The sequence below is a fragment of the Candidatus Nanopelagicus limnes genome, from assembly GCF_002287885.2.
GTDB classification, from domain to species: Bacteria; Actinomycetota; Actinomycetes; order Nanopelagicales; family Nanopelagicaceae; genus Nanopelagicus; species Nanopelagicus limnae.
The window spans coordinates 383,341-406,037 of the sequence record NZ_CP016768.2; the positions used below are offsets into that span (position 1 = coordinate 383,341).

The following is a 22,697-nucleotide window of genomic DNA, read 5'->3' on the forward strand; positions in this document are numbered from 1 at the left end:
TCATGTCCGCAGCCCTGATCACCCAGTATGAAGAGCATTTGGCGCTGGTTAGAAATTTATCGGATAACTCTATAAAAGGTTATGTCACAGATTTAGAGTCTTTTCTTAAGCACATGGAAAAACTTGGAATTGTTGAATTTAATCAATTAGAAATTGAACACATCAGATCATGGCTGGCGAATTTACAAACCACCGGTGTTGCCAGAGCCACCTTAACTAGGCGAATAGTTTCAATTAGAGCTTTCACAAATTGGGCAGCAGCAAGTGGCTGGTTAACCTCAGACTTAGGTGCAAATCTTGCAATTCCAAAACCTCATAAAGTATTGCCAGAGGTTTTAAATGTTGATGAAGCTGCAACGGTATTAAAAGCACTCGAGGTTAAATCTGTTGAGGAGCCAAGTGCAGTAAATGTTAGAGATTTAGCATTGGTTGAGGTTTTATATGGATCAGGAATTCGAGTCTCAGAACTTTGTGGATTAAACCTAAGTGATGTTGATCGATCTAGAAATACCTTAAATGTAATTGGTAAAGGTGATAAGCAGCGGGTGGTGCCATTGGGATTACCGGCAATGCGAGCGATTGATAATTACTTAAAAAGTGGCAGAGATGAGTTTGTAAACAATTCATCTGCTGATGCCTTGTTTCTAGGTTCTCGCGGCAAGCGAATTGATCAAAGAACTGTGCGCGAGGTTGTCTATGAGGCGATGAAAGCAGTTGGCGCCAAGATGGGACCACATGGACTTCGCCACTCTGCTGCAACTCACTTGTTAGAGGGTGGAGCGGATTTGCGAACTGTGCAAGAAATTCTTGGACATGCATCTTTATCTACTACCCAGATTTACACCCATGTCTCACCTGAACGTTTGCAAACTGCCTATAAGCAAGCACACCCAAGGGCGTAGTTTGTGAAGATTGAATTACCTGCTGCAATTTTGCAATTAGATCAACGAATTAGATCTGAATACTTTGTTAGGGCTGTGCTCTCTGGCCGGCGGCGAAATATGCAAACAGAGTATGAGCGGATTGATATCAAACCGGTACTAATAAAGGATGAGATTAAGTGGCAGATCATTTCAAGTGATGGCAAAAAAGATATAACTAAGAATGTGGCAGCTGATTTTAGTTTCAATCAATTGTTTGAAAGCGGATACGCCAACTTATTAGTAGATACTCAAGATGAGTCCTATCAGGTGAGAATCTCTAAAAAGGATGAGGCGTTAGTTGCAATAACTAAGGTGAAGTTAACTCGAGATCTTTCCCATGACCGCCAAAAGATGCGGATGTTGCCTGAGAGTAATCAGGTATTTAAAGCTCTTGATTTATCTGATCTTTTGGGGCGAATTAAGCCGAGCAAAATGGATAAGTACAAGCAGGTGGATGAGTTTTTAAGATTAATTAGCCAAACATTAGATACTGATTTAAGTAATCAAGATGAGATCTCAGTAGTTGATTTAGGTTGTGGACATGCCTATCTAACCTTTGCTGTGCAGGAGTTCTTAAAGGATAAATACAGAAAGGTTTCAATTCTTGGCGTTGATGAGCGGGATGATTCCAAAGCACACAATGAAAAGGTGGCAGCTAAGTTAAAGATCGAGGCAAAATTCATAGCAGCAAAAATTGCCGATACACCCAATCAAAAGGTTGATATTGCGATCGCACTTCACGCCTGTGATACCGCAACTGATGACGCCCTTTACTGGGCGGTTAAAAATAAAGCGAAGGTAATCATGGCAGCGCCATGCTGCATGCATGAATTACAAACACAGATTAAAGATTCACCTGAGCCATGGGGCTTATTAACAAAGTATGGACTTGTTAAGGAGCGCTTAGTTGATCTAATGACAGATTCACTACGGGCTCAAATTTTAAAATTACTTGGCTACCGCGTAGATATTGTGGAGTTTATTGGTGGGGAGCACACCGCTCGCAATATATTAATTAGAGCAGTCTTTACCGGAGCCAGCCCTGCGCAAATAGATAAAGAGCGGTATCTGCAATTACTAGAGCAGTGGCAGATCACGCCATACTTGGCTAAATTGTTAAAGGATGAATTAAAAGCTGCGGCGCAGATAGGTTGAATCTAGCTGCGCGCAGTAGGTAGTACTTTCACAACTTATATTTTCATAATCACCAAAGAAGATTCCAATAACCACTCCAATTACCAAGGTGGTTAGCAGGTAGGTGTATTTCACCCCTTAATTTTGCTTGATTTGTGCCCGCTGCCGTATGGCCTGGGTTGGATGGTGTGGAAATTGGGGTGTAAAAGTTCAGGTAGTATTTGCCTCAGCACAAGACCTTAAAAAGTTTTGTGACTTCACGCATCTTAAAGTGATTAATTGATTACCAATTAAGTACTTAAGAACCTGTTCGGTGTAGTTAGTAATAACTACTCGGTTCGAAGATGCTAGGGATTTAGCAAATTGCTAGATCACAAACCGAGTGCTCTTTTCTTACCTTGCGTAAAAAAAGAGTGAAAAAAGGAGTGTGCCTAAATGGCAGTTGTAACAATGCGAGAGCTTCTCGACAGCGGTGTTCACTTTGGACATCAGACTCGTCGATGGAATCCAAAGATGAAGCGCTATATCTTCACTGAGCGCAATGGCATCTACATCATCGATATCCAACAATCATTAGCGCTAATTGATGCCGCCTATGAGTTTGTTAAAGATGCAGTTGCAAAGGGTGGCCACGTACTTTTCGTTGGCACCAAAAAGCAAGCACATGAACCAATCAAGCAGCAATCTGCCAGGGTTGGGATGCCTTATGTAACAGAGAGATGGCTAGGCGGAATGCTTACCAACTTCCCAACAGTTTATAAGCGCGTGCTTAGATTAAAAGAGTTAGAGGCGCTTGAGACAGCAAATGATCAACTTCTAACCAAAAAAGAGTTACTTGTTCTTCGCCGTGAGCGCGAGAAGTTAAATAAGAACCTTGATGGAATTCGTAATATGACCAAACTACCTTCAGCAATTTGGGTAGTAGATACTAAGAAGGAGCACTTAGCTGTTGCTGAGGCGAAAAAACTTGGTATTCCAGTTATCGCAATCTTGGATACAAATTGTGATCCAGATGAGGTTGATTTTAAGATTCCTGGAAACGATGATGCGATTAGATCTATTGCTCTATTAACTAGAGTAATGACTGATGCAATTGTGGCCGGACTTCAAATTAGATCAGCAAATGCTGCAAAGATTGCTGATAAGGCAGCTGCTGAAGCAGCCGCAGCAGCTGAGAAAACTGCTGAACAACCTCTTGCTGATTGGGAAAAAGATCTAATCAAAGAGCCAACTGAAAACAAGGGTGAATAAGTTGGCCTACACAGCAGAGGATGTTAAGAAATTACGGGAGCAGACCGCTGCCGGAATGCTTGATTGCAAAAAAGCATTAGATGAAGCAGATGGTGATTACCAAAAAGCGGTAGAGATCATCCGCGTTAAAGGTCAAAAGGGTGTTACAAAACGTGAAGGCCGAGCCACCTCAAATGGCTTGGTAACAGCAAAAGCTGAAGGTGACTTGGGCGTAATGCTTGAGTTGAATTGCGAAACTGATTTCGTTGCAAAGGGCGATAAGTTTCAAGCTTTAGCTGATGAGTTGTTAAATCATCTAGCAGCATCAAAAATTGGTGAGCTAGATAAGTTTTTATCTTCAAAGCTAGCCTCAGGTAAAACTGTGCAAGAGGTAGTTGATGAGGGAAATGCGATGTTGGGGGAGAAGATTGAGATTAAGCGAATTAGTGTTTTAACTGGTTCACCAGTCTCACTTTACCTACACAAGACATCTCCTGATCTGCCACCACAAGTTGGCGTGTTAGTTCAGCTAAAGAGCGCTGCTGAAAATGTTGGTAAAGATATTGCCCAACATATTGCAGCCTTTGCACCACTTTTTGTTAGCCGAGATCAAGTACCAGCAGATGAAATTGCTAAAGAGCGCAGATTGGCGGAAGAGACAGCAAAGGCAGAAGGAAAGCCGGAAGCCTCTATCGCCAAAATTGTGGAGGGCCGTGTTACTGGCTTTGTTAAAGAGGTATCACTCCTTGAGCAAGCATTTGCTAAGGATGCTAAAAAGACAGTGCAACAAATTCTGGATGAGGCCAAGACCGCCGTGTCTGCCTTTAATAGATTCCGCGTAGGTCAGTAAACTAGTAATACAAATTAATTAAAGGAGCGCTCATGCCACGTAAAGGTTATAAACGAGTGCTCCTTAAATTATCTGGTGAAGTTTTTGGTGGCGAAAAAGGCATCGGTGTTGATCCTGATGTAGTCCATGATGTGGCAAATCAAATCGCAGAGGTTGTAAGAAGTGGAACACAGATTGCCATTGTTGTTGGCGGTGGAAATTACTTTAGAGGAGCAGAGCTGCAACAACGCGGCATGGATAGAGCGCGCGCTGATTACATGGGCATGCTTGGCACAGTAATGAATTGCTTGGCTCTACAAGATTTCCTAGAAAAAGAGGGTATTGAAACCCGCGTGCAAACTGCAATCACAATGGGTCAAGTGGCAGAACCTTATGTACCACGACGAGCGATTAGACATTTAGAAAAGGGAAGAGTTGTAATTTTTGGAGCAGGTGCTGGCATGCCATTTTTTACCACCGACACAGTTGCAGCACAGCGCGCACTTGAAATTGGTGTGGACGCACTTCTACTGGCAAAAAGTGGTGTGGATGGTGTTTATTCTGCTGATCCACGTAAGGATAAGAGTGCTACAAAGTATGAATCAATTTCCTATGATGAGGTTTTAAGTAAATCACTTGCGGTTGCAGATGCAGCCGCCTTCGCGCTTTGCCGTGAGAATAAACTGCCAATTGTGATCTTTGATCTAAAGAATCAAGGCAATATCAGGCGGGCAGTATCTGGTGAAAGCATTGGCACACTAGTTTCCTAAGCCTTATTTATTACCCTTTGTAATTTGCTAGTAGAGTTGGATTAATTAAAGGAGATGGGAAAATGTCAGATTTAAACACCTCACTGGCTGAGTGCAACACCAAGATGAATAAAGCAATTGATGTTGCTAAAGAGGATTTTGCCACCATTAGAACTGGCAGAGCTCACCCGGCGATGTTTGCAAAGTTAATGGTGGATTACTACGGCACTGGCACTCCCTTATCTCAACTTGCAACTGTGCAAGTTCCAGAGGCCAGACTTGCTCTCATAACTCCTTATGACAAAGGTGCGATGGCTGCTATTGAAAAGGCGATTCGCGATTCAGATTTAGGTGTTAATCCAGGCTCTGATGGCACAGTAATTCGAGTTAACTTTCCTCAGTTAACTGAAGAGCGACGCAAAGAGTTTATAAAAGTTGCAAAGGGTAAGGCTGAGGATTCAAAGGTTTCAATTCGTGCAATTAGGCGAAGTGCGAAAGAAGCCATGGAGAAGTTAGAAAAAGATGGCAAGGTTGGCAAAGATGATTTAGCCAGGGCTGAAAAAGAGTTAGAAAAAGTTACTGGTGAGCACACCACCAAAATTGATGAGCTGCTAAAGCATAAAGAAGCTGAGCTGCTCGAGGTTTAATGATGGCAGACCTGCACGCAATAAATGATGCGATAAATAAAAAGGCAGGTCGCAAACTTCTTCCTTCTATTTTAGTATCCCTATTTTTACTGGGATTAATCTTTGGCACCATCAATACCGAGCCAATCTTATTTTTTGCACTGATCTGGCTTGTAATCATGATCGGAGTTCGAGAGATCACTGCTGCATATGGCAAAGGTGGAATTGAACTTCCAGATTATGTGCTGATGATTGCTGCCACTGTTTTATTGGTGGCAACATGGTATGGCAATACCCAAGGCCTTGCGGTCTCAACTGGACTTACAATCCCGATTTTAATGTTTACCTTGCTTTTGATCTCTCAAAAAGATTTCATTAAAAGATCAACCTCTGCTGTTTTTATCACCTTCTACCTAGCTGTCCTTGGTGGATTTATCTTGCTATTAGCAAATCATGAGGATGGCGCAACAAGAATTTTTGCATTGGTTGCCTTGATTGCTTGCAATGACACCTTTGCATATATTGCTGGAGTTTTAATTGGTAAACACAAACTTGCGCCAAGTATAAGTCCAAAGAAAAGTTGGGAAGGATTAATCGGGGGAGCGATCGCAGCTGTTATCGGTGGCTCATTTATCTTTAATTCCCTCTTTGAAACCGCTTGGTTTGTTGGAGCATTAATTGGATTGATGACAGTTGTTACTGCCACCTGTGGTGATTTGATTGAATCTGCGATAAAAAGAGATTTAGCTATTAAAGATATGTCTAATTTATTACCTGGCCATGGCGGGATTATGGATCGATTAGATTCTGCCCTTTTCACAGCCCCAGCTGTTTGGTTTGCAATTGAATTAATTAATCGGTACTTATAGATGGCTGATTTAGTATTTGATGCCCCACCGGTTAAGAAAAAAACACCAATACATCTTGCTGATTTAACCCCGGCTGAGCGCAAAGCGCGGGCAGTTGAGTTGGAGCTTCCGCCATTTAGAGCTAATCAATTGGCAGTGCATTTTTTTACTCATCACAATGATAATGTTGAAAGTTTTACCGATATTCCAAAGGATTTGCAGGCAAAATTAGGTGATGCCTTTTTACCTAAATTACTTACATTAGTTAAATCTGTAACTTGTGATGGTGGTAAAACTAGAAAAGATCTATATCGATTACATGATGGAGTTTTAGTTGAATCTGTTTTAATGCGCTACACCGATCGCACAACAGTTTGTATTTCATCCCAAGCCGGATGCGGCATGCAATGCCCATTTTGTGCAACTGGCCAAGCAGGATTAACTAGAAATTTAACAGCTGGTGAGATTACTGCGCAGGTAATGATGGCGGCTCGTGCTTGTGATTTAGGTGAGATGCCAGGTGGGCCAACTCGGCTATCTAATGTGGTTTTTATGGGTATGGGTGAGCCAATGGCTAATTACAAAGCGGTGATGCAAAGTATTAGAAACATTACAAATCCTCAGCCAGATGGTTTAGGAATTGGGGCAAGATCGGTAACACTTTCTACAGTTGGTTTGGTAAGTGGCATCGAGAAGTTAATTGAAGAAGATATTCCAGTAACTCTTGCAATTTCACTACACACACCAGATGATGAGTTGCGCGACACTTTGGTGCCAATTAACTCAAGATGGAAAGTGCGAGAGGTACTACAAGCTGCTGATAAGTATGAAGCTAAGACGGGACGTCGTTATTCAATTGAGTATGCATTAATTAGAGATATTAATGATCAAGTGTGGCGGGCTGATTTATTAGGAAGATTGTTAAGAGATAAAAATGCTCATGTTAATTTGATTCCATTAAATCCAACCCCTGGATCTAAATGGACCGCCTCCAGATCTGAGGATGAACGAGCCTTTGTTGAAACATTAGAAGGGTATGGGGTGCCAGTTACGGTGCGCGATACCAGAGGGCGGGAGATTGATGGTGCTTGTGGCCAATTGGCGGCATCTGAAAAATAAGTAACATTTTTTAAATAATTGATCTATTGATAAGAGCTGGGCAGATAACTAGACTCTGAAGTAAGTTAATTAGCCAAGGAGTATTTAGTGAAAACGCTGCAAAACTTTGTCAATGGTAAAAAGGTAAGTGCCACCTCAGATAAGGTCCAGGATTTAATTAATCCAGCAACTGGTCAAGTATTTGCAAAAGCGCCAGTTTCCAACGCCTCTGATGTTGATAAGGCAATGGTCGCTGCAGCAAGTGCCTTTGAAGTTTGGAAAGAGTCAACGCCAGGTGAGCGACAAAAAGCGATAAATAAAATTGCAGATGCAATTGAGGCAAGAAGTGAAGAGTTAATTGGAATTGAATCAGAAAATACCGGTAAACCAATTGCTGTAACTCGGGCCGAAGAGATAGGTCCAATGCTTGATCAAATTAGATTTTTCGCAGGGGCTGCTAGAAATTTAGAAGGAAAATCAGCGGCTGAATACTTTAAAGGCCACACCTCATTTATTAGACGTGAACCAATTGGCGTGTGTGCGCAGGTAACACCGTGGAATTATCCAATGATGATGGCGGTATGGAAGTGGGCACCAGCAATTGCGGCTGGAAATACTGTTGTACTAAAACCAAGTGATACCACTCCAGTTTCAACACTTTGGATGGCAGAGTTAATGCAGGAGTTTTTGCCAGAGGGTGTAATAAATGTTGTAGTGGGAGATCGTGACACTGGTAGAGCATTAGTTGAGCATGAGATTCCGCAGATGGTTTCAATTACTGGCTCAGTAAGAGCTGGCATGGAGGTAGCAGGCAGTGCTGCTAAAGATTTAAAGAAGTTACACCTTGAGTTAGGTGGTAAGGCGCCAGTTGTAATCTTTGATGATGCTAATTTAGAAGCAGCTTGTCAGTGGATTGCAGTTGCTGGTTACTTTAACGCCGGCCAAGATTGCACCGCAGCAACTCGCGTATTGGTAGAGGCAAGTGCTTATGATGATGTGGTCGCACTGCTTTCTGAGCAGGCAAAAAATGTAATTAAAGTTGGTATGCCAGATGAGGATGTATTAGTTGGCCCAGTAAATAATGCTAATCAATTAGCAAGAGTTCAAGGATTCTTAGATCGAGTGCCAGCTCACGCAAGAGTTACAGCTGGTGGTACTGCCATAAAGGGCCCTGGATATTTCTGGAATCCAACTGTGGTGGCAGATCTAAAGCAAGATGATGAGATGATTCAAAATGAGATCTTTGCGCCAGTTATTACTGTGCAAAAGTTTAAGGATGAGGCAGAGGCTGTTCGTTATGCCAACGGTGTTAAGTATGGATTGGCTTCAAGTGTTTGGACTAAGGATCATGGCCGAGCGATGCGAATGGCAAAGGCCTTTGATTTTGGTTGCGTGTGGATCAATACCCATATCCCGATGGTGGCCGAGATGCCTCATGGCGGATTTAAGCACTCAGGAACTGGAAAGGACCTATCTGCTTATGGATTTGAGGAGTACACCCGCATCAAACACGTGATGACTAACCTCAACGCCTGATAGATTTCCCCACACTCCCCAAAGCAAAGTGCACTGTTCCTACGAGAGTAATAAGAAAGAGAAGAAATGAAAAAAGATATTAACTCCTTATCTCCTGAAGCTCGCGCAATTATTCGCGCCCAGGTTTCTCGTCGTTCAGTTCTTGCTGGTGTTGGCGCAGTTTCAGCGGCTGGTTTATTAGCAGCATGTGGCACAGGATCATCTACTGGAGTGAAGGTTGCAGTTGATGTTAGTGATACTGAAAAAATTGTACGCTGGGCAAACTGGCCGCTATATCTAGATTTCAATGAGGATACAAAGGTTTATCCAACTCTTGCTGCCTTTGAGAAGCAGAGTGGTTTAAAGGTTACCTATGAAGAAGCAATTGATGACAACAATACTTTTTATGGCAAAGTACAAGGACAACTTTCAATCGGATCAGATATTGGTTATGACATCGTCGCACCAACTGATTGGATGGCAGCAAGATTTATTGAGCAGGGATATGCTCAAAAATTAGATCCAGCTAATGTGCCAAACAAATCTAATATTCGCCAAGTTCTATCAGATGTTGGTTTTGATAAGGGTCGTCAGTATTCATTAACCTGGCAATCAGGTTTTGCCGGCTTTGGCTGGAATACCCAAAAACTTCCAAAGGGTGTTCGCACTATGGATGATCTGTTTGCTCCTGCAAACAAAGGCAAGGTTGTAGTTCTTTCCGAGCTACGCGACACAATTGGTGTAATCATGCTTTATCAGGGAGTGGATCCATCCTCTAACTTCACCGAGGATCAATTTATGAATGCAATTGATTTCTTCAAGAAGAAGATTGCAGATGGATTTATCCGCCAAGTTAAGGGTAACTCTTACTCAGAGGATCTAAAGCGTGGGGATGCCAACGCGGTTATTGGTTGGTCTGGCGATATCTTTATTTTGAAATCTGAGTCAGGTGGCAAATTTGATTTTGCTATCCCTGAGTCAGGTGGAACTCTATGGAGCGATAACATGTTGATTCCATCTACATCAACTCATAAGAAAAATGCTGAGAAGTTAATGAATTACTACTACGAGCCTGCAGTTGCAGCTGAGGTTGCCGCATATGTTAATTACATCTGCCCAGTAGAGGCTGCCCAACCTGAGCTTGAGAAGATTGATCCAGCACTCGCTGCCAGCCCATTTATTTTCCCAGATGCTGCCACCCTCGCAAAGGTGAAGGTATTTAGATCTCTTAGCGCTGATGAGAGCACTAAATTCCAAACAGCATTTGATGAAGCTATCGGCAATTAGGCTTTCGACAAGTAGCTGGTGATGGCGAACAGTAAGGTCTCACAAGATACTGGTGATTTAAAACTAAATAGAGTCTCAAAACATTACGGTGATTTTTGCGCCGTTGATGATCTCTCATTAGTAGTTCCAGATGGTTCTTTTTTCGCACTCCTTGGACCATCTGGTTGCGGAAAAACTACAACGCTTCGAATGATTGCTGGTTTAGAGGAGCCAAGCGCTGGAACTATTTCAATTGGCGATACTGATATCACAACCCAAAAATCATATCGACGAAATGTAAATACAGTTTTCCAAAACTACGCATTATTTCCTCACCTAACAATCTTTGAAAATATTGCCTTCGGCTTACGTCGGCGCGGAATTAAAGATGTTAAAACTGAGGTTGAAAATGCGTTAAACCTCGTGGAGATGGGCCATTTATCTGAGCGCAAACCAAATCAATTATCAGGTGGTCAGCAACAACGTATTGCAGTTGCCAGAGCAATTGTTAATAGACCAGAGGTTTTATTACTTGATGAACCGCTGGGAGCCCTTGATCTAAAGCTTCGCCGGCAGATGCAGATTGAATTAAAGCGAATTCAAACTGAGGTTGGAATTACTTTTATTCACGTCACCCATGATCAAGAAGAAGCAATGACAATGGCAGACACCATCGCAGTAATGAATCAAGGAAAGATTGAACAAATGGGAAGTGCCACTGATCTTTATGAGGCGCCAAAGACCGCCTTCGTTGCTAACTTTCTAGGTCAATGTAATTTGATTAAAGGAAAGGTCACATCAAGGAGTGGGGATAAGGCAACGGTTACGGCCAAAGGATTAAATTTCGAGGTGCCATTATCAAGAGTTGCAACAACAAATGATTCCGTGTTTTTAGGTGTGCGCCCTGAAAAGCTTCGCCTGGATGACACAGGAATTAACTCAATTAAGAATTGCGTAGTAACGGATCGTTCATTTGTTGGTACCTCAACTCAGTACATGGTTCGTTCGCCTTGGGACTTAGAGTTAGTAGTTTTTGAGCAAAATGATGAAGGATTACATGATCTAAGAGTTGGCGATACGGTTTCACTTGAATGGGATCCAGAACATACATTTGCATTAGATGGTGCTGGTGATATTAATGCTGGCGCTGATCTTGATGATGAAGAGTAAGTAATGGCTTTTCTGCACGCAGTTTCATCTGGAACTTCAGCTACAAAAAGCGTGTTAAAAAGTAAATCTCTCACGCCCTACCTACTACTCGCACCAGGCTTAATTTGGTTAGTTACATTTTTTATTATTCCTATATTTTCATTGGCCAGCACATCAACAATGGTCAGACCCGATGGCGCTCAAGTTGGGGTTTATGAACAAAAGCTTAGGTTTGCAAATTATGTAGATGCTTTTATTGCTAATCAAGACCAATACGTTAGATCTTTCTTCTACGCAGCCCTTGCCACAATTTTAGCCCTTGCAATTGCATACCCACTTGCTTATGCAATTGCTTTTAAATCAGGTAAGTATCGAAATATTTTACTTGTCTTAGTTATTGCTCCATTTTTTACCTCTTTCTTATTACGAACTATTGCCTGGACTCAGATTTTGGCTGACTCTGGCCCTGTAGTTTCGACAATACAAGTATTGCCATTTGTGGATGAGTTGTTTCGAATTAACAACACCTCAACTGCAGTTGTGATTGGTTTGGCATATAACTTTCTTCCATTTATGACCTTGCCACTTTATGCAAGCCTTGAGCGAATTGATCCAAGAACTCTTGAGGCAGCAGGAGATCTTTATGCAAATGGTCTAACCACCTTTAGAAAGGTGACACTTCCATTATCTATGCCAGGTGTTGTTGCTGGCACACTTTTAACATTTATCCCTGCAGCTGGTGATTATGTGAACGCTGCGATCTTAGGTAATCCAAATACCAAGATGATTGGAAATGTTATTGAGTCTCGCTTCTTTGCTGTGGTGGATTACCCAACTGCTGCTGCGCTTTCATTTACTTTAATGGCAACAATTTTAATTTTAGTAACACTTTATATTCGAAAATCTGGAACGGATGAGTTGGTATGACAACTATCAACGCTCCAATGCCAAGTTTGAGTCATCGTGCCTCAAGATGGTTTTCCCGAAACTTAATTAGAATTTATGCAGCGCTGGCATTTATCTATCTATTTATTCCAGTTGCCTACACATTTGCCTTCTCCTTTAATAATGCCGGAAAAAGCAACCTGGTTTGGCAAGGTTTTACTTTAGAAAACTGGAAAAACCCATGTGGTGCACCGCAAGTTTGTGAGGCGGTAGGAAACTCATTAAAGATTGGTGTGATCTCAACTTTACTGGCCACCATATTAGGAACCATGATTGCTTTTGCATTAGGTAGATATAAATTCAAAGGGCGCACATCAACAAATCTTCTAATTTTCCTTCCAATGGCAACACCTGAGGTTGTACTCGGCGCCTCTTTACTTGCAATGTTTTTAAACCTTCGAGTCAATCCTAGTTTTTGGACCATCGTTATCTCACACGTAATGTTTTGTATCTCCTTTGTAGTGGTAACTGTTAAGGCAAGAATTGCTTCACTTGATCCTCGGCTTGAACAAGCTGCAATGGACCTTTATGCAAATGAGAAGGAAACCTTTAGATATGTAACTTTGCCACTTGTTATGCCAGGTATTGCAGGTGCGGCTCTCTTGGCCTTTTCACTTTCCTTTGATGATTTTATTATTACTAATTTTAACTCTGGCACAGTTTCAACATTTCCAAAGTTTGTTTATGTCTCAGCTGCTCGCGGAATTCCAGCACAAGCAAATGTGATTGGTAGTGCGATGTTCTTTATTGCTTTAATTATTGTGATAGTCGGGCAAGTTGTTAGCCGGAAGAGAAAGAAGTCGTAAGGAAAGCAAGAACTTTTAAGATAAGCTAATTTTTATTAACTTAGCCGTCTAACCCATAAGGATCATTTTCATTTAAAGAGCGCTTTCTAATTCTAATTTTATGAATCGACTGGTCAGTTTCTGGATCATAGAACTCAATGCGCTTACCGAAAATTAAATCTGCAAGCCAGTCTAGAAAACGCACTGGGTTCCTTCCTAAATTTATGTGTCTTCAATTTTGAAGAGACTGAATGCTACTGCTTTAACTGCTGTAATTGGCTATAGGTAGTCATTTTTTTACCTCACCAATTAACTACTGGATATATACTTAAGCCTATGACCAATATCGGCAATATGTATGGCCCAGATTTCACCTTTCTTGGTATTCCAAGATGTGATTTAGATAAGCCGTTTATTTAGTTTTAATATCCATACATATTCGGGCTATGTACGAACCTTCTAGATTTCTAGAATTAGCAATAATCTACAGCCAGGGTCTGACATCTCCTAAATATTGAACGGATATAGGTCAGATTTGGGCGAATCTCGTTTAAAGCTAATCAAAAGAGAATGTCAGTGGTCTTTGACAGTATGTGGATACTGGGAGAGGTATTGAAATCATTCGCCTTTGTATTTAAGGTTAAGTTATGAAGAAAAAGGTAATCGCTTGCTTATCAATACTTTCTCTATCTCTACCCCTAGTTCCAGCCAGTGCTGCAGTGAAAGCTGGGAGTGTTTGCAAAAAGGTCGGTATTACTTCAGTTGTATCTAGTAAAACTTATACATGCATTAAATCTGGAAAGAAATTGGTTTGGAATAAGGGAGTTAGTAAATCAATTAATTCTGGCAGTTCAGGCCGTGATTGGGCATCAATACGTTCGACAGATGCTGGATTTATAAATGAATACAACGGCTGGACTACGTACGAAAAAGATCTAAGCGGAAAATTAGGAGAAATTCAGTCTGCTTATTTTAATTACTCTAGAGCCAGCGGAATGTATAGAATTGCAAAATATGAATTAGGTACCAGCAGACCCACGGCAACTCTTTCAAGTACTAGTTCCGACCTCCCAATTAGTCAGTGTCAAATTAGCGATCCACCTAACACAGGTTTAGCAGGTTTCCCAAATTTACTAGGTCCTGGTTCTAGAGACTATTTAAATTCAATTAAAGTTCCTGGCCCAAAAATGGTTGTTCAAGTGATTCCCATATTTGCCCCTGACTCAGCAATGCCATTGAAATCTCCCATACAAGATTATGATGTTTACCTAGATTTTATTAAATCCTGGGCTGAATATTCATCTGATGGCGAGTCAAATATTCAAATTAGAGTACCTCAGAGTTATTTATCTTTTTCAAAAAATCTTGCAAATTACAAACTTACGCATATAAATAATCATGATAATCCTGAAAATATTAGGTTTGCAAAAGATATGATCGCAGAAGTTGATTCAGCGATAGATTTTACGGGTGCAAATGCCGTCTTAGTTGTTGTACCTCCTGGAACTCAACACAAAGTTTTTCAACAATCAGTGTTAAAAAATTTCACTACCAGTGAGGGGAAAATCAACTCTGGAATGTCTACGACTCCTCTTACACTTACAGGATTAAATGACTTAGACGATGCTAATAAGCGACTTTCAAACTTCATCGTTCCTTACTGGTGGCTTCATGAGTTCTATCACGCAGGGTACGGTTTTAATGACCATCACGGCGCTTGGAACAGTCCTGATAAGTATGGGTTAGGTGAGTGGACATTAATGAGTGGTCATGGGGGAGATTTATCTGCATGGGAAAAATGGATCCTTGGGTTTACAACGGATTCACAAGTGCATTGTTTAAATACCACTCAATCCCAAACTCGCTGGATTGCTCCTTCTAGTGTAAAAACTAAAGAGAAGAAATTGATTGTTATTCCTCTGACACAATCTAAAGGGATTGTCATTGAGTCTATTAGGCCTGCAGGGCTTTACTACAAGATTCCAAAGTTAAGTAATGGAGTACTTGTCTATGAAGTAAATCTTGATGTTAGAGATCCTGGCTTAGAACTTAAATTGGTACTTCCTACAAATAGAAATCCAGATCAACCGCCTACGTGGTTATCGCAAGCGACGCTTAGGGGGGGTGAATCTGTGGTTTCAAATGGCCATAAAATTACAATCGTTGAATCTGGTGATTTCGGTGATGTAATTAAAGTTGAGAAGGTTCCTTAAATCATGAAAAATAAGTCAGTAATTCTTTCATCAGTACTTATTGCTTGCCTATCTCTACCCCTAGTTCCAGCAAGTGCTGCTGTGAAAGCTGGAGGTGTCTGTAAAAAGGCTGGAATCACTTCAGTTGTATCTAGTAAGACTTACACATGTATTAAATCTGGCAAGAAGTTGGTTTGGAATAAAGGAATCTCAACGACATCATCAGTTCAATTTGCTGAAGTTGGCACAACAGTAGATGTTGAATCTTGCAAGTTGTTAGATGCTAGAACTAACAAACTGCAGCCAAACAATGTTGGTTTTCCTCTTCAGGAAGATATCATTCCAGCAGCTGGCAATTTAAATGTAATTGTTATTCCAGTTGATTTCAGTGATAGGCCTGGAGGTCAATTACCTTCTGAATATTTGATTGATCAAACAAATAAAATGAATGAGTGGTACAGATTTTTCTCTGGTAATAAGGTGAATCTCTCCTTCCAAATCGGTAAAGAGTGGGTAAGGGCCCCGAAAGCTGACTCAGAATATGTTGTTCCAAAAAGCGTTGCAAATTCGGCAGGAGTTGCAGTAGACGTTCAATTTAAAATGGCCCAAGACATAGTCACTGCTTCTAACAATCAATTTGATTTTAAGAAATCAAATATTTTGTTTTTTTATACGCCAACAGTAAAAAGTGTTGACCAAGATATGGGTGGCCGAGGTATAAGTTTGAATACATCTGATGGCGCAAAAAACTTCTTTTTTTGGGGTGGGGGCGCTTACCATTTTGATGATAGAAATATTAGAGCAAGTGTAAAAAGAGAAAAGATGTGGGCATTTTGGATTCATGAAATGCTTCACTCGCAAAGCTTGGCACTACATTCACCTGCAAATGGTTCTTCAACGGGATTACATGCAGATCAGTATGGAAGTTCACTAGCAATTGATTCTTGGGAACTTTTTAGGCTGGGGTGGATTGAGAATGCGAATGTTGCATGTCTTGATAATTCGCTTGGCATAAGCAATAGATTAATTCTAAAACCAATTGAGATGGGAAGTAAGATTGCTAGATTTGCCATAATCAAGTTAAATTCCTATGAAGCATTAGTAATCGAATCTCGAAGACCCACTGGATACTCCAAGGAATGGAAGCCAGACCAAAAAGGAATCTTGGTTTACAGAATTGATGTCAGAAATGACAACGATCGATCTGGTGAATCCACTGGCGATACGGGAAATTCACCTGCATTTCCAAAATGGGGATATTTGTTAAGTCCAGATTCCAAGAATTTAGAAACACTTACACCTTATGAAATTGAGCGTTATATTTTAAGAACTAACCAAACAATTACTTACTCAAACATTAGAATTAAATTGTTAAATTCTGCCACTGACAAGGATTTGGTAGAAGTTACTAAATCTTAAGTTACGGCCTACTATTAGCCATTCTTTACACCTCTCAGATTATGGATATTAAAATCACTATTGAACCAAGTACATATATACTTCTCACATGACCAATATCGGCAATATGTATGGCCCAGATTTCACTTTTCTTGGCATTCCAAGATGTGATTTAGATAAGCCTGAAAGCTATAAAGGTGCTGATGTAATTATTGTTGGCGCACCAATTGATAGCGGAACATCTCACCGATCAGGGGCGAAGATGGGTCCGCAAGCCATTCGAATGGGCGATTATCTTCCACATGATTCCTCCCGGCCACATCTTGCAATGCGAATTGATCCACTACAAAAACTAAAGATTTTTGATGCAGGTGACTTACTTATGTCAGGTGGAGATTTAGTGAATTCACTTAAGGTTTTAGAGGCTGCAACTGAGAAGATTTCAAAGGCTGGCGCAATCGCTGTTGTATTAGGGGGAGATCATTCAATTGCTTCAGCTGATGTGGCAGGAATTGCAAATCATTTAGGTAAGGGCAAAGTTTCAATGATTCATTTTGATGCTCATGCTGATACTGGTGAGGATCAGTTTGGCGCACTAATTGGTCATGGCACACCAATGCGCAGATTAATTGAATCAGGATCTGTTCGTGGAGATCGCTTTTTGCAATTAGGACTTCGTGGTTACTGGCCAGATGATGCCACTTTAAAGTGGATGGCTGGCAAAGGAATGAAATCTTATGAGATGACTGAGATTCATCACCGCGGAATGAAAGCGGTATTGGATGAATCATTTGCAATTCTTACCGATGGTTGTGATGGTGTCTTTTTATCAGTTGATATTGATGTAGTTGATCCAGGTATGGCGCCCGGTACTGGCACACCAGAGCCAGGGGGAATGACAAGCAGAGAGTTACTAGAAGCGGTGCGAAGAATTTGTTTTGAATTACCAATTGTTGGCATTGACGTGGTTGAGGTTGCACCTGCTTATGACAGCAGCGATATCACTGCAATCTTGGCTAATCGAGTGGTGCTTGAGGCACTTAGTGCGATTGCGCTTAAGAAATCAGGCGGCGCGTATTCTGCAACTAGAAACTTACTAGATCGTTAGTTAAGAAGAAATTGAGGCTAGCGCCTCATCTAATACAGATAAGCCATCGCGTAGTAAATCCTCTTCAATAACAAGCGGTGGAAGTAATCTAATTACGTTGGCATATGTGCCAGCTGAAAGAATTAATACACCTTTACTGGTGCAGTACTTAATTGCAGTTGTTAATGCTTCAGGATTTGGCTCATTAGTTCCAGGCTTAACCAATTCAATAGCTTGCATGGCGCCACGACCTCTAACCTCGCCAATGATTGAATGCTTCTTCATCATTGCAGTTAACTCTTGGTGCATAATCTCACCAATTTTCTTTGCACGAGCAACTAAATTATCTTGCTCAATAACTTCAATCGCGCCAAGAGCTGCAGCACATGCAACTGGGTTTCCACCATATGTGCCACCAAGGCCAGATAGATGAATTGAATCCATGATCTCAGCACGCCCGGTGACACCGGCAAGTGGTAGACCGGCGGCAATTCCCTTGGCAGTTACTATTAAATCTGGGATTATTGATTCATCTTCACAGGCAAACATAGTTCCAGTTCGTGCAAATCCAGTTTGAACCTCATCTGCCACAAAAACAATCCCATTTTCTTTACAGAATTTAGCAAGTCCAGGTAGGAAACCTTTACATGGAACAATAAATCCACCTTCACCAAGAATCGGCTCTATCACAATACAAGCAACATTACTGGCGCCAATTTCTTTTTCAATTTTATGGATTACCGTAGATAAAACAGAGCTTTCACAAGGTTTGGTGCATGCATCGCATCGATAGGAGTATGCCATCGGCATTCGATAAACCTCAGGGGCAAATGGTCCAAATCCATCTTTGTATGGCATGTTCTTAGCAGTCATTGCCATAGTTAAATTAGTTCTTCCGTGATAGCCATGTTCAAAAACAACAACTGCAGATCGCTTGGTAAATTTGCGAGCAATCTTCACTGCGTTTTCAATTGCCTCAGCACCTGAGTTGAAAAGAGCGGACTTCTTTTTATGAGTGCCAGGGGTTAATCGGTTTAGCGCTTCACACACTTCAACATAACCGGTGTATGGCACAACCATAAAACAGGTATGACTAAAGGCATCAATTTGAGTTTTTACTCGCTCTGCTACACGATTTTGTGAGTGACCAACATTTAATACCGCAATACCTGCGCCTAAATCTAAAATTGAATTACCATCAACATCAACAATGATTGCACCTTGTGCGTGGTCAATAAAAACAGGGAATGCAGTTCCGAGTGAGGCAGAGACCGCCTCGCCTCTGCGCTTAATTAGCTCAGCAGATTTAGGTCCGGGGATAGCAGTTACTAGCTTTCGTTTTTGCGCTACCGGTTTTTTCGCCTCTGAGTACATGCCTAAATACTATCTGAGAAGGCTCAAAACTCGACACAGTTAAGATAGGCATATGCGTGATGTGGTGGTTTTGGGTTCAACTGGATCTATTGGGGTGCAGGCCCTGGAGATTGTGGCTGCCCATCCAAATAAGTTTCGCTTAGTTGGCTTAAGTGGTGGTCGTAAAAACCCACAACTATTAATGGAGCAAGCTAAAAAATTTAATGTGCCAATAGTTGGTTCAATGGCGCCAGCTCCTAAAACCTCTGGCGTGCAGGTAATTGATGGTGACAACTCATCCATTGAAATTGCTGCCCTGCCTTGTGACATTGTTTTAAATGGCATCACCGGTTCAATTGGATTAGGACCAACGCTCTCGGCCCTCGGTGTTGGAAACAAGGTTGCCCTGGCAAATAAAGAATCCTTAGTTGCAGGTGGAGATTTAGTAATGAAGTTTGGCGCAGATAAAATCATTCCAGTTGATTCTGAGCACTCTGCCATTTTTCAAGCATTACTTGCTGGCAAGGTGAGTGATGTTAAGAAATTGATTTTAACTGCAAGTGGTGGCCCTTTTAGAAATAGAGCAGATCTATCTGATGTGACTGTTGCTGATGCGCTAAATCATCCAACCTGGTCGATGGGTGAGGTAGTAACAATTAACTCAGCCACATTATTAAATAAAGGGTTAGAGATTATTGAAGCCCATTACCTATTTGGACTTGATTATGAAAATATCGAAGCGGTTATTCACCCACAATCTGTGGTGCACTCATTAGTTGAGTATGTGGATGGCTCAACAATTGCTCAAGCATCTCCGCCAAATATGAAAGGCCCAATTGCTTACGCACTGTCATATCCAGAGCGAATTAATAAAGCCACCGCTGCAATTGATTGGAGTAAATCTCACACTTGGGAGTTTTCCCCAATTGATAATGAGAAGTATCCAGCGATTGAGTTGGCAAAACGTTGTGGTCAGGTGGGCGCAGGGTTGCCTGCTGTTTATAACGCCGCTAATGAAGTCGCAGTTGCTGCATTTTTAGCAGGTCAGATTAAATTCACAGCCATTATTGATACAGTCGAATCAGTTGTTCAATCATTTGGCAGTAACACCTCAACTACTATTAGAGATATTTCTGATGTCAGTGGGATAGAGCAAAGTGCACGCTCTAAAGCAGCAGAGTTAATTAAGGAGATCGCTTAAATGGCAATTATTGGAATTCTCGCCTTTGCAATCGCACTTTTAGTTTCAGTAATGATTCATGAAGCAGGACATTATTTAACTGCTAAAAAATTTGGAATGAAGGTAACTGAGTTTTTCTTAGGTTTTGGACAAAAGATTTGGTCATTTACAAGGGGTGAAACCGAGTTTGGTTTAAAGGCAATTCCAGCTGGTGGTTACTGCCGAATTGTTGGCATGACGCCACGGGAGGAGTTATCACCTGAAGATGCCCCACGTGCATTTGTTAAAGCATCAGTTGCGCAGAGATTAATTGTTTTGGGTGCTGGTTCATTTTTGCACTTTGTAATTGGATTTGTACTGCTATTTGTTTTGTTTTCCTCAGTTGGGATTACTTCATTAACTAATAAGGTAGAGCGGGTCAGTGAGTGCATTCCGCAAACTGCCACTGAAGTATGTTCAGCAAAATCTGTTCCATCCCCTGCTAAAAATGTAGGAATTGTTGCTGGCGATAAAATTGTTAAAGTAAATGGCATCTCATATAAAGAGTGGAATGATGTTGTAACAGTTATTAGATCATCTGCTGGAAAACAACTAGATATTACAGTTGATCGAAATGGTAGTTTGATAAATCTATTGGTAACTCCGGCCGCTCGTGAATTAGATGGTGAAAAAATTGGTGTGCTGGGTGTGGTTAATGAGATTGGCACAATTACTTATGGACCATTTACCGCTCTCGGCAAAGCAACTAGATTTACTGGCGAGATATTACAAAACAGCATCACATCCTTGATTTCACTGCCAAGTAAGATTCCAGATTTAATCAATCAAACATTTGGTAATCAAGAGCGTGATCCAGAAGGATTAGTTGGCGTAGTGGGCGTGGCTCGGGTGAGTGGTGAAACAGCTGAAACAAAGGCGTTAACAACACGAGAGAAGATTGCCACCTTTATTTTGATAGTTGCATCCCTTAATTTATTTGTGGGTATGTTTAATTTATTACCTCTTCTGCCATTAGATGGTGGACATATGGCAGTTGCAGTTGCAGATGGTTTTAGAAATGCACGGGCTAAACGAAAAGGGTTGGCAAAGCCAGCTCCTTTTGATGTCGAACGGCTCACACCAATTACTATGGTTGTCTTTGTATTAATGGCTTCTTTATCACTATTGCTGCTTACTGCAGACATACTCAACCCAATTCGGCTTAATTTCTAGGTAAGGTTTACCCATGGTTGATTTAGGAATTCCATCAGCGCCACCACCAACTCTGGCACCTCGCCGCAAATCTAGGCAGTTAAAGGTTGGTTCAGTTTTAGTTGGCGGGGATGCGCCAGTTTCAGTTCAATCGATGTGTACAACTCTTACATCGGACGTAAATTCAACCTTGCAGCAAATTGCAGAGCTAACTGCATCTGGTTGCCAAATTGTTCGAGTAGCAGTTCCATCTCAAGATGATGCTGACGCACTTGCTCAGATTGCTAAGAAATCTCAAATTCCAGTAATTGCAGATATTCACTTTCAACCAAAATATATTTTTGCAGCCATTGATGCAGGTTGCGCGGCAGTTCGGGTTAACCCAGGAAACATAAAACAATTTGATGACAAGGTTAAAGAGGTGGCAAAGGCTGCCGGGGATGCTGGTATTCCAATTCGAATTGGTGTTAACGCCGGCTCACTTGATCCAAGGTTGCTGGCAAAGTATGGCAAGGCAACACCTGAGGCGTTAGCTGAGTCTGCGTTATGGGAAGCATCATTATTTGAAGAGCATGGCTTTAGTGATATTAAAATTTCAGTTAAACATCATGATCCAGTAACAATGGTGAAGGCTTATCGATTATTAGCTGCAAAATGTGATTACCCATTACATCTTGGTGTTACTGAAGCTGGCCCAATTTTCCAAGGAACTATTAAATCTGCTACTGCTTTTGGCATATTACTTGCTGAAGGAATTGGCGACACTATTCGTGTTTCACTTTCTGCCCCACCAGTTGAAGAGGTTAAAGTCGGTATTTCAATTTTAGAATCCCTTAATTTGCGCCAACGAAAGTTAGAAATTGTTTCCTGTCCATCATGTGGCAGAGCTCAAGTTGATGTTTACTCATTGGCAGAAAAAGTTCAGGCAGGATTACAAGGAATGACTGTGCCACTTCGCGTTGCAGTTATGGGTTGTGTTGTTAATGGACCTGGTGAGGCAAGAGAAGCAGATCTTGGTGTGGCATCTGGAAATGGCAAGGGTCAAATATTTGTAAAGGGTGAGGTAATTAAAACTGTGCCAGAGGCACAGATTGTTGAGACGCTAATTGAAGAGGCGATGCGCCTTGCTGAAGAGATGGAGGCTGCTGGAGTGGCATCAGGTACGCCATCTGTTGCTGTTCAATAGATAGGCTTTACCT

Annotated in this window: 21 protein-coding genes; 19 read left to right on the forward strand and 2 right to left on the reverse strand. The window is 41.4% G+C overall.

What is annotated here, in order from left to right; genetic code table 11:
- Positions 1-2 precede the first annotated feature (2 nt).
- The 13 genes from B1s21122_RS01920 (at position 3) to B1s21122_RS01980 (ending at position 13,118) form a co-directional block, all read left to right on the forward strand.
- Positions 3-902 carry a tyrosine recombinase XerC gene (locus B1s21122_RS01920; protein WP_095680900.1) on the forward strand — a complete coding sequence of 300 codons (900 nt, stop codon included), beginning with the start codon at positions 3-5 and terminating at the stop codon, positions 900-902.
- A gap of 3 nt (positions 903-905) precedes the next feature.
- On the forward strand, positions 906-2,078 hold the full coding sequence (locus B1s21122_RS01925; RefSeq protein ID WP_095680899.1) for a class I SAM-dependent methyltransferase: 1,173 nt from the start codon (positions 906-908) through the stop codon (positions 2,076-2,078).
- A 414-nt stretch (positions 2,079-2,492) separates the two neighbouring features.
- Complete coding sequence (rpsB, locus tag B1s21122_RS01930; protein WP_095680898.1) at positions 2,493-3,308, forward strand: 30S ribosomal protein S2; 816 nt, start codon at positions 2,493-2,495, stop codon at positions 3,306-3,308.
- A 1-nt stretch (position 3,309) separates the two neighbouring features.
- Positions 3,310-4,137, forward strand: a complete 828-nt coding sequence (gene tsf / locus B1s21122_RS01935; protein ID WP_095681248.1) for a translation elongation factor Ts — start codon at positions 3,310-3,312, stop codon at positions 4,135-4,137.
- A 32-nt stretch (positions 4,138-4,169) separates the two neighbouring features.
- A complete protein-coding gene (gene pyrH, locus B1s21122_RS01940; protein WP_095680897.1) occupies positions 4,170-4,886 on the forward strand; it encodes a UMP kinase in 717 nt (238 codons plus the stop codon).
- Between the two features lie 62 nt (positions 4,887-4,948).
- Positions 4,949-5,512 (forward strand): ribosome recycling factor, encoded by a 564-nt coding sequence (frr, locus tag B1s21122_RS01945; RefSeq protein ID WP_095680896.1) that lies wholly within the window; start codon positions 4,949-4,951, stop codon positions 5,510-5,512.
- Entirely contained in the window at positions 5,512-6,360 is an 849-nt protein-coding gene (locus tag B1s21122_RS01950; RefSeq protein WP_095680895.1) for a phosphatidate cytidylyltransferase, read from the forward strand. The genes frr and B1s21122_RS01950 overlap by 1 nt, the downstream gene beginning before the upstream one ends.
- Positions 6,361-7,458, forward strand: coding sequence for a dual-specificity RNA methyltransferase RlmN (rlmN, locus tag B1s21122_RS01955; protein WP_095680894.1), 1,098 nt, complete (start codon positions 6,361-6,363; stop codon positions 7,456-7,458).
- Between the two features lie 87 nt (positions 7,459-7,545).
- A complete protein-coding gene (locus tag B1s21122_RS01960; protein ID WP_095680893.1) occupies positions 7,546-8,973 on the forward strand; it encodes a gamma-aminobutyraldehyde dehydrogenase in 1,428 nt (475 codons plus the stop codon).
- A gap of 66 nt (positions 8,974-9,039) precedes the next feature.
- Positions 9,040-10,239, forward strand: coding sequence for an ABC transporter substrate-binding protein (locus tag B1s21122_RS01965; RefSeq protein ID WP_095680892.1), 1,200 nt, complete (start codon positions 9,040-9,042; stop codon positions 10,237-10,239).
- A 21-nt stretch (positions 10,240-10,260) separates the two neighbouring features.
- A complete protein-coding gene (locus B1s21122_RS01970; RefSeq protein ID WP_095680891.1) occupies positions 10,261-11,388 on the forward strand; it encodes an ABC transporter ATP-binding protein in 1,128 nt (375 codons plus the stop codon).
- A gap of 3 nt (positions 11,389-11,391) precedes the next feature.
- Positions 11,392-12,294, forward strand: a complete 903-nt coding sequence (locus B1s21122_RS01975; RefSeq protein WP_095680890.1) for an ABC transporter permease — start codon at positions 11,392-11,394, stop codon at positions 12,292-12,294.
- Positions 12,291-13,118 carry an ABC transporter permease gene (locus B1s21122_RS01980; RefSeq protein WP_095680889.1) on the forward strand — a complete coding sequence of 276 codons (828 nt, stop codon included), beginning with the start codon at positions 12,291-12,293 and terminating at the stop codon, positions 13,116-13,118. Before B1s21122_RS01975 ends, B1s21122_RS01980 begins: the two co-directional genes overlap by 4 nt.
- Positions 13,119-13,158: 40 nt before the next feature.
- Here B1s21122_RS01980 and B1s21122_RS06380 read toward each other — a convergent pair whose 3' ends face one another.
- Positions 13,159-13,302: a hypothetical protein gene (locus B1s21122_RS06380; RefSeq protein ID WP_190278579.1), complete on the reverse strand. Its 144-nt coding sequence runs from the start codon at positions 13,300-13,302 to the stop codon at positions 13,159-13,161.
- A gap of 442 nt (positions 13,303-13,744) precedes the next feature.
- Between B1s21122_RS06380 and B1s21122_RS06385 the strand changes: the two genes are divergently transcribed.
- The 3 genes from B1s21122_RS06385 (at position 13,745) to speB (ending at position 17,795) form a co-directional block, all read left to right on the forward strand.
- Positions 13,745-15,310 (forward strand): metallopeptidase domain-containing protein, encoded by a 1,566-nt coding sequence (locus B1s21122_RS06385; protein ID WP_190278580.1) that lies wholly within the window; start codon positions 13,745-13,747, stop codon positions 15,308-15,310.
- A gap of 3 nt (positions 15,311-15,313) precedes the next feature.
- Complete coding sequence (locus B1s21122_RS06390) at positions 15,314-16,708, forward strand: hypothetical protein (protein ID WP_190278581.1); 1,395 nt, start codon at positions 15,314-15,316, stop codon at positions 16,706-16,708.
- 88 nt (positions 16,709-16,796) lie between these two features.
- Positions 16,797-17,795 (forward strand): agmatinase, encoded by a 999-nt coding sequence (gene speB / locus B1s21122_RS01995; protein WP_095680888.1) that lies wholly within the window; start codon positions 16,797-16,799, stop codon positions 17,793-17,795.
- On the opposite strand, the gene gabT is transcribed toward speB, so the two are convergent.
- Positions 17,796-19,148, reverse strand: a complete 1,353-nt coding sequence (gabT, locus tag B1s21122_RS02000; RefSeq protein WP_095680887.1) for a 4-aminobutyrate--2-oxoglutarate transaminase — start codon at positions 19,146-19,148, stop codon at positions 17,796-17,798.
- Between the two features lie 52 nt (positions 19,149-19,200).
- Between gabT and dxr the strand changes: the two genes are divergently transcribed.
- From dxr to ispG, 3 genes are read left to right on the forward strand one after another with little or no spacing between them, the layout of a single operon-like run.
- A complete protein-coding gene (dxr, locus tag B1s21122_RS02005) occupies positions 19,201-20,328 on the forward strand; it encodes a 1-deoxy-D-xylulose-5-phosphate reductoisomerase (RefSeq protein WP_095680886.1) in 1,128 nt (375 codons plus the stop codon).
- Positions 20,329-21,519 (forward strand): M50 family metallopeptidase, encoded by a 1,191-nt coding sequence (locus B1s21122_RS02010; protein WP_095680885.1) that lies wholly within the window; start codon positions 20,329-20,331, stop codon positions 21,517-21,519.
- Positions 21,520-21,532: 13 nt separating this feature from the next.
- Positions 21,533-22,684 carry a flavodoxin-dependent (E)-4-hydroxy-3-methylbut-2-enyl-diphosphate synthase gene (ispG, locus tag B1s21122_RS02015; protein ID WP_095680884.1) on the forward strand — a complete coding sequence of 384 codons (1,152 nt, stop codon included), beginning with the start codon at positions 21,533-21,535 and terminating at the stop codon, positions 22,682-22,684.
- Positions 22,685-22,697 lie beyond the last annotated feature (13 nt).